This window comes from Rhizobium sp. BK251 (assembly GCF_004345245.1).
Lineage (GTDB): Bacteria > Pseudomonadota > Alphaproteobacteria > Rhizobiales > Rhizobiaceae > Rhizobium.
The window spans coordinates 113113-129224 of record NZ_SLUQ01000014.1; the positions used below are offsets into that span (position 1 = coordinate 113113).

A 16112-nucleotide genomic window follows, 5' to 3' on the forward strand; every position below is an offset into this window, starting at 1 on the left:
GCGAATGATACCTCGAAGATGGAAATATGGAAATTCTGCACGACCATGACGAGAGAAGCGCATGACCATTCGCCGTCTTGGCAACGGCTCAAGACTGGTATTCCCAGCGTTGCCGGGGCACCCCTTTCCAGGATCAGAGTTCGATCTCGCTGGCGAGCAATGAGTGCGCGTTCGGGACCTTGCTACTGTAGCGAGGCTGAAGGGCGGCTTTCAGGAGCTTCGGTGCATGGCGTGAACGGCCAGCCTTGGAGGCGCATTGTAGACTGTTGCCGACCCCTAGCTGTTGCTCCATCTTAAGCCCGACCTGCAGTGTCCGGCTCGAGTTGCGGATGCGGGACGGTGGTTCTCCGCATTTGCTTCGACCAAGCTTTGCTGACAAACTTAAATGACCGTTGACAGCCGAAAACGCGAGGTGCAGCTTTCTCGTTGGGGCTGCGCGTTGCCAGTGGGGCGATCTGACTCAGGAGAGTCCGACGCAACAGGGTCCCCATTAACGCCTGGAAACGCCATTCGAACGGGTTGAATACCAATTGGCTTGGGAGGATTAGCCCATGGCAGTGGGAGACAGGATGAGACGGAATGTCGAGACTGTCGATCCGCAGGCCCGCCTCCCTCATCGTGCGCTGAAAGATTGATCCTATGAAAGCGCCCCTCCCGGTTTCGGCCCGAACCCCGTCAAAGCGCTCTTCCCTGCTGCCCGCCCCCGCGCGCTCGGTGACACCGCTACGCGCCGGCTTGGAAGCCGGGCGCGGAAGCGAGGATCGTGGTACGTCGTATGTAGCCACCAAGGGCTTCGACTTTGCGAATGTACCGATCCACTCGCCGGTCACACCGGTGTCTTCCCCGAGCGCGGATATCCAGGCGAAACTCTGCATCAGCTCGCCGGGTGACGCAGCCGAACAGGAAGCCGATCAGATCGCCGATCAGGTCATGCGCATGCCGACGCCCGGTGATGCGCCTCCCGCTGGCGACTTCGCCTGCATCAACCTCGCGCCCATCCAGCGCAAAGCGACTGCAAGCTCTCCATCCCATGCTTCAGGGAAGGAAGCAGATCACGTCGCCACCGAAACCGTGCGTCCAGCGGCATCCTCGCAGCAGCTCTCCATCCACAGCACACCTGCGAGTACAGAGCGCTCTGCGATAGATCTGGATACAACCACAGCAGTCGACGCAGCTCAGCGCGGCGGCACACCGATGCCCAAAGACCAGCTCTCCTACTTTCAGCCGCGCTTCGGCCACGACTTCAGCCAGGTCCGCATCCACACCGATAGCAGCGCGACCGCCAGCGCTGCTGCCGTCCAGGCTCGTGCCTATACCGCAGGTCGTGACATCGTCTTCGGCGCAGGACAGTATGCGCCGCACACCGCCGCCGGCCGCCATCTACTTGCGCACGAGCTTACCCATGTCGTCCAGCAGCAGCGCGCTCCCGGACCGCCCAGCGTCCTCATGCGCGCACCCGACCCCACACCGACCTCGCTCGACCAGTTCTCCGAAGCCGACCGGCAAAGCCTGAAGTTCGATACAGAGGCCCTGAGCAGTCCTCTAATTCTGAAACAGTTCTTCGGGCTGAAGGGAACGGTCGCCGCCGCCACCAACCTCAACGCCGATATCGATATCGAAGTCCCGGCCATCGAAGCCGTCAAAGATGACAAGGTCAAGTCCGATCTCTATCGCGGATTGCGCCAGGTCGCGCTCAGCATCTTCGACCTCCAGCCTGGAAGCGACGGCAAAGCCCACTCCAAACGCCTGCATCTGGTTCATATCGAAAGCCTCGATCTCACCCAGTTCGGAGGCCCCAACGGCAGCTTCCGATTCACGTGCATCGGCAGCGAAGCCGCCGGCAAGATCACAGCAAAAATCCTCGTCGAAGCCATCCGCTCTCCCGCTACGGGAATGTCCGATCCGGGCGCGGTCAAGGACATTGAAAAGCGCAAAGTCGTGCCCTACGGGCTCAAGCGCGGCTCCTCCATCACCGATGACTCCCTCTGGCAAAAGGTCGTGCGCTCACTCGGCACGTTCGACGAAGCGCTTATTATGCGCATCCGAGACGTCACCTTCGAAACCTCACCCAAGCAGACCGGCACCGACGGCGAAGCAGCCTCCTTCGACTTCAGCTTTAAGAAATCCGATACCGGCCCGTGGAAGAAGACCATCACCTTGTTCCAGAAGATCGTTACCGCCCAGGATGCCGATTTCGCCCGCCTCCTCGATCACGAATTGGCCCACGCCATCGACATCGCTCCGGCCGAGAAACCCGGGGGGCGGATCGCCAAGGGAGAGGCCCATAATCTCCCCAAATTCCTCGAAGCAGCCAAGAAAGACGGAGGCCGAGCCAAGGCCATCACCGACTACGGCGCGACCAGTGACAAAGAGTTCTACGCCGAGAACCTCTCCCTCTTTATCCAGCAGCCGGAGACCTTCCAGGCGCTCCGACCCAATCTCTACAACTACTTTGTCGCCTATGAATGGGAAGCTGTCCGCGATCCCAAGCTCAACGCTCCCAGCACTGTCTGGTCGACGGCTCCCAAAGCCAAGCCCTGAAACCGTCTCTGGGTGTGGAGGAGCACCTCGCCAAGAATGACGTACGAGCCGCGGCAGCGCTGCTTCGCCACTACCTGGGGCACTTCACTAGGGAGGCCTGCGACCGTCTGCGTGCGAGCGTCGAGTTTCGCGGTGACGCCCAATTCGCACTGGGCGATCTCCTCCCCAATGCTACCAGCACGTTGGGCGAGCTGCTGAAGAAGGCCAAGGTCGCCGCCAACTCGTCGAGCGGATCAGCGCGATCGACGCAGCTTATGCCGAGGCGAAGACCAAGACCGGCTACGATAACTGGCAGATCAATACAGCCGTTCATTTCAACAAGTGGGCCGACCTCCAGAAGGAGGATTTCACCCCTGTGGTCGCAGCGTTCCGCAGTTTCACCAGTTCATTTGGCTGCACCACCTGCGGCAAGATGTATTTCGTGGCTCCTGACCGCGGCAGGAAGGAAGCTTTGCTCTGCGGGTGCGGAACCTCGAACCTGAATCTATTGCAGAAGGGCAGCTAACTACAGCCGCGCACCTGCCCCGCAACAAATAGCAGCGGCTGCTACGCTTTGCTCCTGAGTTGCCATTGGCTACGTTCGGGAGCCGTCGTCAAATACCGCTCAGAATAGCACGGGGCCCTATTGCTCAGCCTGACGCTCGCCGCTTCCGGTCCGCTTGTAAACCGAGTGACTCGCGCTCTTCCTCTTTGACTTTGAATATTTGAGTGCGTCCGCAGCATCAAAACATAAGGGAGTTCGGAGCGACGACGCCCAGTTCAGCGTGCCGGCTCCTTGTTGCGCTGAACAGCGACGCTGAGCAGCGCGAGCAGACCTGAGCCGACCATCAGGAAGAACGAGACGGCGTTCAGCACGAGTGTCGAGCCGACCTTGACCACGCGATCGTACATGGTGATCGTCAGCGGCGAATCCGAGCCGACGAGCATCAGCGTCGTGTTGAAGTTTTCGAACGACACGAGGAAGGCGAAGACGAAGGCGGAGAGGAGCGCCGGGGCGAGATAGGGCAACGTCACCGTTCCGAGGACCCGCATCCGCGTGGCGCGCCGCGATTGTAGGCCGCCTCCTCAAGCGCGATATCGAATTTGCGCAGGCGGGCAGTAATGACCAGCGTGGTGATGGTCGTCAGGAACGAGAACTGCCCCAAGATGACGAGGATCACGCCGGGGATGACAAGGGGCACGATCATCAACACGTAAAAGAAGCTCTTGCCGGGGAACCGCTTTCCGTCACCACTATCCTATCGTCTCGTCGACGACCGCCGCCGCCACAAACGTCGCCCACCGCGCGATCGTGGTGAAGCCTGTCTCCGGGAGCGGTTCTCTGTAGCGGATGCCTGCACTCTCCAACGAGTGAAAGGCTTCGAACACGACACCGCCGTTTGGCGCCTTCTCCAATCGTGCGAATCCAGCCCCACGAGGTTGACGCGATACCGCTTCAGGATCTCGATCGTCTCCTTACGCGGCGGGTCGCACCTGTCCGTAGGCCCGGAGTCGATTTACGCACGCTGATAAGCACAGTAAATAAACCGGGGGAGGAAAGCATGTGGCAAATAGCTATTGCGTCGCTGAACTTGGCCTTGGCCGCAAATTCACAAGCCATATTGGACGGGTCGGATTAGCAAATTTCTGTCGGGCAATGACAGGGCTCCTGTTGCTTTTATGCTTCGCTGGCTGTGCCGCGCAGAGCGCGAACGTTGCAACGCTGCCTGTTGCCACGCCCCCAGGTTCGCAAAGCACCGAGACCGTCCGGTCCCGGCAGAGTTCTGGAACCTTCGACCTGCTCTACGTTACCGATCGGGCACCTGTAACTGCTTCCGACAAAACGTTGTCCTACGGTGCCGAGAGAGCCATATTCTTGAGCTTTGGATCGGTGTCGATCACCCCGACACGCAACTCTGCCACAAGCAAAAGTGGATTGCGTGTCGGCGCGGTTTCCGAGACCGGACGGTTTCCGGCGACACCTTACGGCGTCGTGGCGACCGCGGACGGATTACGCCGCACGCCGACGGCAGTCGCGGCCCACGAGCAGGCTGCCGCAGCGCTGCAGGCCGAAGTCGGTCGTCGTCTTGCAATGGCCAATCGTAAGGAAGTCGTGGTCTTTATTCACGGCTACGGCAACAGCTTCGACGACGCCGCGCTCACTACAGGCGAGATTTGCAGGTCGCTGCAGAACCAGTTTGTCTGCATTGTCCTGACCTGGCCTGCCGGGGGTACCGGCGGCTTCTTCTTTGGCTACAACATCGACCGCGAGTCGAGCGAGTTTGCAGTCGCGGACCTCAAGAAAGCCATTCGCATCATCGCCGAAACCAAGGGGGTCGAGCGGGTTCATCTCTTGGCGCATAGTCGCGGGACCGATGTGCTCGCGAACGTGGCCCAGCAACTCGCCATCGAAGCCTATGTCAGCCGATCCTCGCTTTGGCAACGCTACAAGATTGCAAACGCGGTGTTTTTCGCTCCCGATATTGACCTCGATGTGGCTTCTTCCAAATTGCTCGCGTGGGTGTCGGACCCAGACCTTGCCTTCGGCAGCAAATCAAGCCCAAGCGCGTTGCCGCCTCAAGGCGCGCTGCATCTCACGGTTTATTCGTCTCCCGGCGACAAAGCGTTGGGGGCATCGACGCTGCTCTTCGGCAGTGCCTTGCGGCTGGGGCAACTCGCTGTTGGCAGGCTTCCCAGGGACAGGAGCCAGGCGGCGGCCCAGTGGTCAGGGTCTCACATGGGAGGGCTGGTCGATTTCATCGAGTTTTCAGGCAGTGGCGGCTTCATCGGCCATAGCTATTTCTTGTCCGACCCGGCTGTTAAGGCGGACTTGGTTGCGCTCATCCGCGATAGGTTGAAGGCCGACGATCCCCGTCGCCAACTCGTCGAAATCAAACGCCCTTTCTGGCAGGTATCGGATGTCCAGCAAGCCTCGCAATGATTGTCCCACAAAGACCCTCTTGCCGCGCCCTTGTTAGTCGTCAGAGGCGACAAGGGCGCGACATTATAGCTTATCTCCATCGCGGGATTGTCGCTGAGAGCGCACCTGCTTTGTTCGAGCGGCTCACACCAGCTACCGCAACCCATCCTTTCCTGCACTTTGAGGCGATTGTCTGGAAAGGCAGCTTCGGGCCAAAAGGTACCGCCATGAGATGACTCCCCTATGCGCCAGAAGCGGTCATTGCTACCTCATTACAGGGAAGTTTGCGGACTCACGCGCGTCCGCAAACTTCGTTGCCAGTTTATTTTTCGAGCGCCGCCTGTGGCGTACTGCGGAAACTAATGCCCATTCGGTTATAGGCGTTCATCAGGCCTGTCGCGAGCGTTAGATCGACGAGTTCCTTCTCGTCGAACACCGCGCGGGCGGCCTCGTAAGCCTGATCGGGAACGCCGGTCTCTGCCACGCGCGTCACCGTTTCGGCCCAGGCAAGGGCCGCCCGCTCACGCTCGTCGAAAAGATTGCCGGCTTCCCTCCACGCCTGCACCAGCGCGATCTTCTCGATTGGTTGCCCCTTCTTCAGCAGGTCGCGCGTGTGCATGTCGAGGCAAAAGGCGCAGTTGTTGATCTGCGAGACACGAAGAAAGACAAGATCGACCAGCCCCGCGGGGAGGCTGCTCTGCATGGTGGTGTAGCCATAGAGTCCGTTAAGGGCTTTCATGCCGGCCGGGGCGATCTGGTTGTAGTCGAGACGCTTGCTCATTTGTCCTGTTCCTTAGATTTTCGTTGAACGTTAGTCTTGCGCGATGGGTGTCCGTCCAGAGTTCCCATAGGCGCGGCGTTTGGCGGATGTGGTCGCACATACAACGGCCGTGTCAGGCACTACGGCGGTCTATCCGCTCATGGATTGGGTTCCGCACGTTTCCCGTGCGAGGAAACGACCGTCGTCGGACCCCACACGAGAGAGCTTGGCGCCAATGCTCGGCGTAAATTGCTTGGCGATCCAGTGTTCAAACACTGTCGAGAGCTATATCGGCCCTTCGCCCGGCAGCCGTCAGTAGTCCCAGAACATCGGCGCCCATCGGAATTTATCGCCTTCCACGGCAACGCGACCTAGCGACGGGAAGGGAAGATGAGTAGCTACCAGCAATTCACCACTCGCCGACAGTTCCCGCAGGAGACGGATCCGGACCCTGGCCGCCTCTTCCGGGTCGTGCTCGAAGCCATTGTGCCACTCGGGATGATCGAAACCAACAGCGAACACGGCGTCGCCGGCAAACGTTAGCGCGTCTCCGTTGGAAGCGATGCGGATTACACTGTGCCCTGGAGTATGCCCCCCGGTGCGGCGAGCCACGACGCCCGGCGCAACCTCCTGCTTTTCATCAAACAGGCGCAGGTGGCTGCGATACTCGGCCAGGAACCGCTTGGCGGTTGCGCGCAGTGCGTCCGGGAAGCCGTCCGGCATCCTAGTCTGAGTGAAGTCCGGCGCTTCCCAGAACTTGGCCTCGGCGGCAGCGACGTGGATCCGCAGGTCAGGACGAAGCTTTTCCTTGATCCCTGGAACGAGAAGTCCACCGATGTGATCCATATGCAAGTGGGTCAGCACGAGATCGGTCACCGTTGTCAGATCAATGTCGGCCGCTTCCAGTCGCTTGGTCAACTGCCCGGCACGCGGCAGGTTCAAATCTGGATCAAGACCCAATCCTGCGTCGAGGAGAACGATCTGGTCGCCGCTGCGAACCACGACCGCATTCAGAGACCAGTCGAGTACTTCGGAAGGCAAGAACTGGTGAGCCATCCAGCTTGCACGATCAGCGGGATTCGCATTGTGTCCCAGCATTTGGGTGGGGAGCGGCAGGACCCCGTCGCTGACGATCATCACGTCGATGTCGCCGATCTTCAGCGCATAGCGAGACGGAACCAGTTCACTTGTGGCGGGCCTGCCGGGGTGGAAGTTGATTTCTTCGGAAATTTTCTTCTGTACGTTCATGATGAGCTCCTGTGTTTCTTGTTTGCCTGCCACTCTCCATTGCGATGGCCTTACATACGGTCGGGGCTGGCGCTCACTCCGGCATTTTGAACGACGGGTTGATCGAGCGCCGATTGGTGACGGCTCCCAACACTTTAAGGACGCCACACTGCGTCCGTAATCCAAACAAAGGTTTGGGGAGTCCGCTCAACAGGCTCGCGTCACTCCGCGTCATCGAGTTTCTGCCGCGTCAATCCGACATCGGTTTTCGAAACGTTTTTCGCCGCATGTTGCGGCTCGGCGGGTCGAGCACCATCTGACAGTCTATGGATTTCTCGGCGCACCGAGCCGCGAGAGGCAGCCGCCTAGCCAGGTTTGCCGCATTTGCATGCGGGCAAGGGCGACGCCGATCTGCGGTCAACCGCCGGTGTGCTCGCTGCGGTCCGCCGACCGTTTCACGAGCTCCTGACTATCCGACGGGTATCGGGAGAAACGGACCGCTTGTTCTCGCCGATCTCGACACGCATGGTTTCGAAGCCAGTCACCAGTGGACAGTTTCGCGCTCTAAGAAGCTCGGCTTGAAGTCGTAGTCGAGCCCGGTAGTCGTTCGCCAATGAGGCTTTCTGCAAGCACTCCACTTTCCGAACAAGATCGGCAAGCGATCGGCTATGCATTTTTCTCATGACGCTCATACGGTGAAGCTTGACAGTCATCTCCGCGAGGCCGAGTTGAAATGCGACCTGTTTATTCATCAGTCCACTGGCGACCGCGTACATCACTTCCTGCTCCCGTGGCGTCAACGTGCCTGCGAGTTCCCGCAACTGTTCACAGCCCGCATCTATTTTCCGTCTCTCGCCGTCAAGTTGGATGGCGTGGTCCACGGCGTCCAGCAGGTCCTGATTGACGAATGGCTTGGTTATGAAATCAGTCGCCCCAGCCTTCATCGCAGTCACGCTGGCTGGCACATCGGCCTGACCAGTCAGAAAGATGACTGGCATGTTGCTACCCATTGAGATGAGTCGGCTCTGCACTTCGAGACCGGTACTTCCCGGCATCTGAAGGTCAACCACCGCGCAACCGGGCGCATGAGCGTCGGCCATTTCCAGGAATTCTGCTCCACTTGAAAAAGCCGAAACGCGCTTGTTGGCGACGATGAAGAGGTCGAGCAGGGATTCCCGCATTTTCTCATCGTCATCAACGACATAGATGATGGGTTCGATAGAAGAGTTCATGCATTCCTCAAAGTCTGTTGTGGCTTTGTCTCGAACAAACCGCGAGCGGCATCACGAGATTGCGGCCACCTGGTTTGGGTTCAAGATTGGATCGATGCAGTGTCTGCGAGTGTGAAGATGAATCTTGCGCCATGCGGCTCACCAGCCTCCGCCCATAGCCGCCCCCCATGCGATTCGACGATTGAGCGGCAGATCGCCAGTCCCATCCCCATTCCTTCAGCTTTGGTCGTGAAAAACGGTTGAAATATCTGTTCCGGAAATTCGATACCGGGGCCAGTGTCGCCGATTTCGACACACACGACGCCGTCCACCTGATGAACGCGGACCGTCAATATGCGCCTACCCGAAGCATCCCTCATCGCCTCGATCGCATTGCGCATGAGGTTGACCAAAACCTGCTGTATCTGGACGTTGTCGAACGCGAGAGCTGGTAGCCCCTCGTCGATCACCACGTCCCAACGGATATCGTCATAGGCCGCCTCATCGGCCACGAGATCGCGCGTTTTGCCGATCACGGTCCCCAAGTCACAGACCGTCCGCGCATTCAACGCCTGTTTGAACAATGTGCGGATCCCCGTCACGACGTCGACCGCGGAATTTGCACTCAAGATGACACGCTCTAGCGCCCTCAATGCACGCGCAATGTTCGGTGGTTCCGAGGTGAGCCATCTCTGGCAGGTATCCGAGCTCGAAACGAGCGCGGCCAACGGTTGCGCTACCTCGTGAGCGATCGATGCGGAGAGTTCGGCAAGGTTCGCTGCCTGACTTGCACGGGCCAGTTCCACTTGAGCGGCGCGCAGCTTTTCCTGTACCCGGACTTCATCATCGACGTCGACGACAAGACCGTACCATTCGGCAATGGTTCCGTTTTCATTTCGAAGCGGCTCAAACCTGCTGTCGAGCCAACGGAACGAGCCGTCCTTGGAGCGACGACGGTAGCGGAGAGCGAACGTGTTCCCTGTACTGAGGCAATGTGCGGCTGCCGTGCAAACCCTTTCCGCATCATCGGGATGAATCAGCGCGCGTGTGGTGGCAAGGAAATCGGTAAAGTTGACATCGGCGAACCCGAGAGCATCCGAATAGCGTTTATTGATGTACGTCATCTCGCCTGACGGCACCCAGCTACAGACTTGAATGGGCAAGGCATCGATCAGGCTGTGGAGATGCCGCTCACTTCGATTTAGCGCGTCTTCGGCACTAATCTGGTCGTCTATGTCATGTGAGATCCCATACCACTGTACGATTCGCCCATTTTGATCCCGGAAGGGCTCCGCACGACCCTCCATCCAGCGGTACACGCCGTCTGACCGGCGCACCCGGTAGCGGTTTGAAAAGCTGACTCCGGTGGCAAGGGAGCGCCGAAGCGTTTCCGTGAAGTTCTCGACATCGTCGGGATGCATAATCCTCTCCACGATGAGTTCCAGCGACACAGCCCCTCGTGTTCTAAGATCGGCGAGTGCGAAACCGAGGTAGTCGGTCAGACGGTTATTGTGGAAGATCGGTTCCCCGTTCGATGCAAGCAGCCAGAGATGGCCCGAAACCATATCGATGAGTTGCGAGAGATTTTGCTCTCGCTCCTGTAAATCCTGCTGCCTCAGCCGACATCTCATCACCTGGGGGACGCCGGTCCAAAATGCGCGTGCCGCCGCCTGTTCAGCCGTGAAATGATCCTCTCTGTGCACTAGGCCAGAGAGCTCCGCCGATCCGTCAATGGTCTGGCTCCTTTGCGGTGCGAGTTCGGTTCTTTTGTCCGCCCGGCCGCGCCTATATTTGGCTGCACAGACTGTGGTACCGATCAGCAGAGCAAGTGAAAGGAATGGAGCCCATGTCGTGGGAAGCCCTGTTCCATGGCCTTCGATGGCAAACACCGAGATCGTCATCGCGACTGCGAGGCTCACATTGAGAACGTGAACGATTGTTTGCCGAGCCCGAAGAAAAGCTATCCCGATCCGGACCAACAAGGCTAATGGGGTATGCGTCATCCAACACACCGCCAATCCAACCGCAATGGCCACGGCTCCGAAATGATCGCGCTTCAAGGCAAGCCCTTTGCTGGGGATCATTGCAACTCCTGACTAAGCAACCCGTTCCTCGGTTGAATCGCTTGCTCTGCACGCATGTGGTGTTCGAGGCACCTTCCGCAGGTATCAACGGAGGCCGCTTCCTGTGGCGGGGCCGGTTGAGCTCCTCGCGTTGTCGGATTTATCTCATCCAGATGCGAACGGCGTCGGGATTGGACCGCGCCTGCAGTTTTCGGCATTCGACCGCGCTAGAGAACCCGATAAAATGCGTACTTCGTTATTACGGACAAATTGTATCCATAATATGGCGATTGGTCGCATCGTCCTAAGACCACAGGAAGGGATTTAAATGGCACAGCATGCGGAGCGCCGCCGTATCATAGTCGCGGCGGCCGTCAAGCTGCTGGCAGTCTGCGCTCGGAGGTGCTTTCAGGATGACCGGAAGACCATATCGCCCGAGCATGACATCAGACGTGGACGACACAACATTTCCCTCCTCGACGGAGTTCGCAGGCGCACTTCGATGCGCCGAGGCCGACCATGGTGACCATGAGAAGCGACCCGGCCAACGCGACGCGGATTGGCCGAATTGGAACGCGGAGTACATCGCAAACAAGCAGGCTAGCGAGCCACCGCCGTTGTGACCGAAGCATTCACGTAAGGACAGCGCTCCAACTCTCGGCCCAAAGCGCGATCGTCTTCATTGGGGCCGGAAGGAGACTGGCCGCATCTGGAGAGAGAGCTGGAAATGCAGACTGAGGATAGCGTTTCGTTCAAGCCAAGCAGTTGCTGTTCGAAACTCGCCCGGAGCCGCTCCGCCGCCCATCACCAGACTTCCACAACCGTCTGCCTTCCGAGAATACAGATTTCCGTGCCGTCCGCCTCGACGTTCTCGATCACGGCGCGGCGACAAAAGCGACAGGTCAATCGGCGACTTCTACTGCGAGAACGTCCCCCTGCCTTCGGCCACCGTCAGAACGGCGAACTGCTCTGTAACGCCCAGGCGATAGGCCGTGATGTCGATGGAACAGCTTCGAAAACGCGGCCGCAGTCTCGTAGCCGACCCGGGTCGCAATCCGTGCAATCCCCTCGTCGCTTGTTTCGAGCAGAAACGCAGCCTCCGACATCCGGCGTGCGATCAGATAACGGTACATGGACTCGCCAACGAGCTTGGTGAAGCGAGCCGAAAACGCCGAGCGACCGAGCCCTACGCGATTCCCGAGCTCGCCGAGGGTCCAGGGCCGATCCGGTCGTTCGTGGATCAACTGAAGCGCCGGTCCTATGTGCGGGTCCGCCATCGCCCCCAGCCACCCGCCCTCTCCGGAATCGAGAGACTTGATCCAGCTTCGCAATACCTCAACGAAGAGCACTTCTGTCAGTCGTGACAGTGCAACGCCTTGGCCGGGACGCTCAAGCGCCGACTCCCTCACCATACGTTGGAGAATCGCGTTGAGCCATCCATCGTCTTCCGTCGGCTTCAGGAGAAGCAGGGGCGGAAGCAATTCCAACACGCTGCCGCGCGAGGGCCGCTCCACAGTGAAATTGCCACAGATCATCGTCGAGAGCGGCTGCGCGTTGCCTCCATGACGAACGACGCCAAGGCGTCCGGGCAGGCGATTGAGGTCCGGAATCGGCAACGGTTTCGTTTCGCGATCCGAATAGATCACGTGAGGCTCGCCACGTGTGATGACGACAAAGTCACCCTCGGCCATGTGAAGTTCTCGTCCCTGTTCGAGCACGAGGGTAGCTGAGCCCCGACTGAGATAATGGAACAGGGCGTAGGGGCGCGCTGGCAGTGCCAGATTCCATGGATGGCCGAGCTCGAAGTGGAAGAGAATGGTCCCACCGAGGCGGACACGATCGAGCACTTGGGCGAGGATGTCCATCCTCCCGAAGGTACCACGGCGGACGGTCAGACACAATATTCGGACGATTGAGGCCTAACGTCCCAGAGCTCCACGCCCTACCTCGTCTCAAGTCGAGCCAACCGGTCGCGCGGCAAACCATTTCGCAAAACGGCGGATGGAAGAACCGCGACTTTTGCCGACACGCCTGCCTTTCTCCCGTGACCCGCATCATCCGTCATTTCAACAGGAGCAATGAATGCGAAATCTTCTACTCTCGATCGCCACCTTACTCACGGCCGGAGCAACGGTTGCCGCCCCCGCCCAATCGGCTGAACTGCCCAAGGGGGCGGCTCGCAATATTGTTCTCGTCCATGGCGCTTTCGTCGACCAGACAAGCTGGAAGCCGGTTGCCGACATCCTCACGAAGAAGGGCTACAACGTAACGCTCGTCGAAAACCCGCTCACCTCCCTCGAAGCGGACGTCGATGCCACTAAACAGGCACTCGCAAAACAGAACGGCAAGACCGTTCTCGTTGGTCACTCCTGGGGCGGTGTCGTGATCACGCAAGCCGGCAACGATTCCAAGGTGTCGGCGCTCGTCTACGTCTCGGCATTTGCGCCTGACGTGGGACAATCTCTGGCGGCCCTGGCCGAGAGCGGCCCGGCAACCGAAGGTGCCGCGGCGATTCATCCTGACGCAAAGGGCAACCTCTACATTGATCCCAAAGTGTTTCCTTCGGCAGTTGCGGCTGACCTTCCTCCCGCGATCGCCGAATCCTTGGCAAACCATCAGCTTCCGCTGAACCACACAGCGTTCGAGGCTCCCGTCACTACCGCCGCCTGGCGCGACAAGCCGACGTTCTATGTGATCAGCACTAAGGACAAGGTGATCGCACCCGACGCCCAGAGGTTTTTCGCCACCCGGATGAAAGCCCAGATCACAGAGGTCGCCGGCAGCCATGCTTCCCTCGTCGTTCACGCGAAGGAAGTCGCCGAGGTGATTGAAAAGGCGGCACTGGTGAAGTGACGATATCGCTCCCGGCGATTTCGTGCCGGGAGCGAGCACGCTTGCCCGAAGCAATTCAGAACGCACCGGTCGCGAAAACCGAACCGGTTCCCCCAGCTCGATTATCTCATGCCAAGCATCCGGAGGATGACATGACTGAACTTGACACCGCGAGGCAGGACGCCGCCACACTGGAAACGGCTCCCACCCGCTACATCGAAGGCAATGGAATCCGCTTCGCCTATCGCCGGCTCGGCCCATCGGTCGGAACGCCGCTCGTTCTCCTGCAACACTTCTCGGGTAACATCGACGCGTGGGATCCCGTCGTCGTCAACGCCCTCGCCGCCGATCGCCCTGTGATCGCCTTCGACAACGCCGGAGTCGGCCGCTCGACCGGTGAAACGCCCGACAATGTCGCGGCGATGGCACGAGACGCGGTTGACTTCATCACCTCGCTCGGCCTCTCCGAAGTCGATCTGCTGGGCTTTTCCCTTGGCGGCTGCGTCGCCCAGCAGATCGCCGCCGAGCACGGCCGGCTGGTCCGCAAGCTCATCCTCGTCGGCACCGCGCCGAAAGGCGGAGAGGAACACCTGTTGGCAGTTCTCCAGGAAGCGTTTTCCCAGCCTGATGCGCCGGATCCCCGTCTGCCACTGTTCTTCACGAAGTCGTCCGCCAGCCAGTCGTCCGGCCTGGCGTTCCTGAAGCGGACGAAGATGCGCAAGGACGATCGAGACACCGACAACGGCAGCGCGGTGACCGATCCGCAAGCCAAGGCGCTGATCACCTGGTGCGCCACACCCGATCCCGAGCATGCCATTTTGCGCGCCATCCGCCAGCCCACTCTTGTGGTTAGCGGCAGCGACGACACAATGCTGCCTGCGAACAACGCATACGCAATGTTCAAGGCGCTCAGCAACGCTCAGTTGATCCTCTATCCCGACTCAGGACACGGCGCTCTGTTTCAGCACCACGAGATGTTCGTCAGCAACGTCCGGCCCTTCCTGGAAGCGTGACCGTTCGCGTGTGCCAGCAACGTCGCTGATAAAACAAGTCCGCGCGGCATTTTAGACAGTGGAAAGGCGATATTTGAGATGTATTCCGATATTATGCTTTATATTGACGGCGTTTGGCATAAGGGCTCCAAGGACGACATTCCCGTTGTCAATCCGGCGACGGAGGCGACCATTGGGCATGTGGCGCATTGCAGCATCACACAGTTGGACGAAGCCCTTTCGGCAAGCCAGCGAGGGTTCAACACCTGGCGCCACCGCGCGGCTTTCGACAGATCAAAGATAATGCGTCGATCTGCAGAACTCTTGCGCTCCAGATCAGAGACCATTGCGCCTCTGTTATCCATGGAGCAAGGAAAACCGCTCGCAGAAGCCAAAGCAGAAGTCGCAGCCAGCGCTGACTTAATTGAGTGGTTTGCGGAAGAAGGTCGCCGCAACTATGGGCGGACTGTCCCCGGGCGGCGTTGGACTGTAACTCAGTTGATAGTGCGCGAACCGCTTGGTCCAGTAGCTGCATTTACGCCGTGGAATTTTCCTATCGGCTTGACTACCTACAAGATCGGGGCGGCGCTTTCGAGTGGTTGTTCGATCATCGTCAAAGGGCCCGAGGAAGCCCCGGCAGGCACTGCCGAACTGGTTCGAGCGTTTGCAGATGCCGGTGTGGACCCGGGAGCTCTCAACCTTGTATTTGGAACGCCGGCAGAGATCTCCGAATACCTCATCGCAAGTCCGGCTATTCGCAAAGTCTCATTCACCGGCTCGACACCCGTCGGACGCAGGATTGGCGAGCTGGCAGGCCGGTTCTTGAAGCCAGCTACTTTGGAGCTTGGCGGGCATGCACCGGTGCTTCTGTTTCCCGACGCGGACGTCGACAGCGCGATCAACATTCTTGCAAGTGCGAAGTTTCGGAATGCAGGGCAGATATGCGCGGCGCCGTCGCGGTTCATTGTTCACGAGAGCATGTTTGAAGCGTTCACGTCCAAACTTGTGGAGCGCGCGCGGGCAATCAAAGTGGGAGACGGCATGGATCCCGACACCACAATGGGTCCGATCGCCAGCCTTCGCCGTGTGAACGCTCTCGAATCGGCAATCAATGATGCTGTCCAGCACGGCGCTGATGTCCGCACAGGAGGTAGGCGGATAGGAAATCGTGGTTACTTCCTTGAGCCCACTGTCCTCACCGACGTCGCTGTTGAAGCGCGTCTTATGAACGAAGAGCCCTTTGGGCCCATCGCCATGATATCGCCGTTTCAGACAACGGAGGACGCCCTGGCCGAGGCAAACAGACTGCCTTACGGGCTGGCCTCCTATGCCTTCACCAAATCTATCGCGACCGTAAGAGAACTGCAGGATCGACTCGAGGCCGGAATGATCTCCATAAACCACTATGGTCTTGCGTTGCCTGAACTTCCATTTGGTGGCGTCAAGGCTTCCTGCTACGGTTCAGATGGCGGGAAGGAAGCCATCGACGGCTATGTTCACAACAAGCTGATCTCGTTCGATGCCGCATGACGGCGCTATAGTGAGAAACACGGCCCTACTCGGCAAGCATCTTTGTGACTGATAAGA

Annotated in this window: 13 protein-coding genes; 5 read left to right on the forward strand and 8 right to left on the reverse strand. The window is 59.2% G+C overall.

Annotated features, from left to right (window positions below; all coding sequences use genetic code 11):
• The first annotated feature begins 639 nt into the window (after positions 1-639).
• Positions 640-2541 (forward strand): zinc-dependent peptidase, encoded by a 1902-nt coding sequence (locus EV286_RS28915; protein ID WP_207909941.1) that lies wholly within the window; start codon positions 640-642, stop codon positions 2539-2541.
• Positions 2542-3300: 759 nt separating this feature from the next.
• On the opposite strand, the gene EV286_RS32595 is transcribed toward EV286_RS28915, so the two are convergent.
• Genes EV286_RS32595 through EV286_RS32165 form a run of 3 tightly spaced genes read right to left on the reverse strand, consistent with a single transcriptional unit; the run spans position 3301 to position 3936 of the window.
• Positions 3301-3573, reverse strand: coding sequence for a hypothetical protein (locus EV286_RS32595; protein ID WP_245500867.1), 273 nt, complete (start codon positions 3571-3573; stop codon positions 3301-3303).
• Positions 3552-3734, reverse strand: coding sequence for a hypothetical protein (locus tag EV286_RS32600; RefSeq protein WP_245500868.1), 183 nt, complete (start codon positions 3732-3734; stop codon positions 3552-3554). Before EV286_RS32600 ends, EV286_RS32595 begins: the two co-directional genes overlap by 22 nt.
• A 40-nt stretch (positions 3735-3774) precedes the next feature.
• Entirely contained in the window at positions 3775-3936 is a 162-nt protein-coding gene (locus EV286_RS32165; protein ID WP_165932976.1) for a hypothetical protein, read from the reverse strand.
• Positions 3937-4084: 148 nt separating this feature from the next.
• Here EV286_RS32165 and EV286_RS28930 point away from each other — a divergent pair, with 148 nt between their 5' ends.
• A complete protein-coding gene (locus EV286_RS28930) occupies positions 4085-5461 on the forward strand; it encodes an alpha/beta hydrolase (protein WP_132960705.1) in 1377 nt (458 codons plus the stop codon).
• A 301-nt stretch (positions 5462-5762) separates the two neighbouring features.
• Here EV286_RS28930 and EV286_RS28935 read toward each other — a convergent pair whose 3' ends face one another.
• From EV286_RS28935 to EV286_RS28960, 5 genes are all read right to left on the reverse strand, one after another.
• Positions 5763-6221 (reverse strand): carboxymuconolactone decarboxylase family protein, encoded by a 459-nt coding sequence (locus EV286_RS28935; RefSeq protein WP_132960706.1) that lies wholly within the window; start codon positions 6219-6221, stop codon positions 5763-5765.
• A 291-nt stretch (positions 6222-6512) separates the two neighbouring features.
• The gene (locus tag EV286_RS28940) at positions 6513-7448 is read right to left on the reverse strand and encodes an MBL fold metallo-hydrolase (RefSeq protein WP_132960707.1); all 936 of its coding nucleotides are present in this window, start codon (positions 7446-7448) and stop codon (positions 6513-6515) included.
• Between the two features lie 434 nt (positions 7449-7882).
• Positions 7883-8659, reverse strand: coding sequence for a response regulator (locus EV286_RS28945; protein WP_132960708.1), 777 nt, complete (start codon positions 8657-8659; stop codon positions 7883-7885).
• Positions 8660-8739: 80 nt separating this feature from the next.
• On the reverse strand, positions 8740-10722 hold the full coding sequence (locus tag EV286_RS28950) for a PAS domain-containing protein (RefSeq protein ID WP_132960709.1): 1983 nt from the start codon (positions 10720-10722) through the stop codon (positions 8740-8742).
• Between the two features lie 881 nt (positions 10723-11603).
• Positions 11604-12566, reverse strand: a complete 963-nt coding sequence (locus tag EV286_RS28960; RefSeq protein ID WP_132960710.1) for an AraC family transcriptional regulator — start codon at positions 12564-12566, stop codon at positions 11604-11606.
• 217 nt (positions 12567-12783) lie between these two features.
• On the opposite strand from EV286_RS28960, the gene EV286_RS28965 reads away from it, so the two are divergent.
• The 3 genes from EV286_RS28965 (at position 12784) to EV286_RS28975 (ending at position 16055) form a co-directional block, all read left to right on the forward strand.
• Positions 12784-13554, forward strand: a complete 771-nt coding sequence (locus EV286_RS28965) for an alpha/beta hydrolase (protein ID WP_132960711.1) — start codon at positions 12784-12786, stop codon at positions 13552-13554.
• 131 nt (positions 13555-13685) lie between these two features.
• The gene (locus EV286_RS28970; protein WP_132960712.1) at positions 13686-14546 is read left to right on the forward strand and encodes an alpha/beta hydrolase; all 861 of its coding nucleotides are present in this window, start codon (positions 13686-13688) and stop codon (positions 14544-14546) included.
• 78 nt (positions 14547-14624) lie between these two features.
• Positions 14625-16055: an NAD-dependent succinate-semialdehyde dehydrogenase gene (locus EV286_RS28975; RefSeq protein ID WP_132960713.1), complete on the forward strand. Its 1431-nt coding sequence runs from the start codon at positions 14625-14627 to the stop codon at positions 16053-16055.
• Positions 16056-16112: the final 57 nt, after the last annotated feature.

What these genes read in the sequence shown, in the direction of transcription:
- EV286_RS28915 (WP_207909941.1), top strand. Translation starts at nt 640, where the DNA reads ATGAAAGCGCCCCTCCCGGTTTCGGCCCGAACCCCGTCAAAGCGCTCT.
- EV286_RS32595 (WP_245500867.1), bottom strand. Translation starts at nt 3,573, where the DNA reads ATGCGGGTCCTCGGAACGGTGACGTTGCCCTATCTCGCCCCGGCGCTC.
- EV286_RS28935 (WP_132960706.1), bottom strand. Translation starts at nt 6,221, where the DNA reads ATGAGCAAGCGTCTCGACTACAACCAGATCGCCCCGGCCGGCATGAAA.
- EV286_RS28940 (WP_132960707.1), bottom strand. Translation starts at nt 7,448, where the DNA reads ATGAACGTACAGAAGAAAATTTCCGAAGAAATCAACTTCCACCCCGGC.
- EV286_RS28945 (WP_132960708.1), bottom strand. Translation starts at nt 8,659, where the DNA reads ATGAACTCTTCTATCGAACCCATCATCTATGTCGTTGATGACGATGAG.
- EV286_RS28950 (WP_132960709.1), bottom strand. Translation starts at nt 10,722, where the DNA reads ATGATCCCCAGCAAAGGGCTTGCCTTGAAGCGCGATCATTTCGGAGCC.
- EV286_RS28960 (WP_132960710.1), bottom strand. Translation starts at nt 12,566, where the DNA reads ATGGACATCCTCGCCCAAGTGCTCGATCGTGTCCGCCTCGGTGGGACC.
- EV286_RS28965 (WP_132960711.1), top strand. Translation starts at nt 12,784, where the DNA reads ATGCGAAATCTTCTACTCTCGATCGCCACCTTACTCACGGCCGGAGCA.
- EV286_RS28970 (WP_132960712.1), top strand. Translation starts at nt 13,686, where the DNA reads ATGACTGAACTTGACACCGCGAGGCAGGACGCCGCCACACTGGAAACG.
- EV286_RS28975 (WP_132960713.1), top strand. Translation starts at nt 14,625, where the DNA reads ATGTATTCCGATATTATGCTTTATATTGACGGCGTTTGGCATAAGGGC.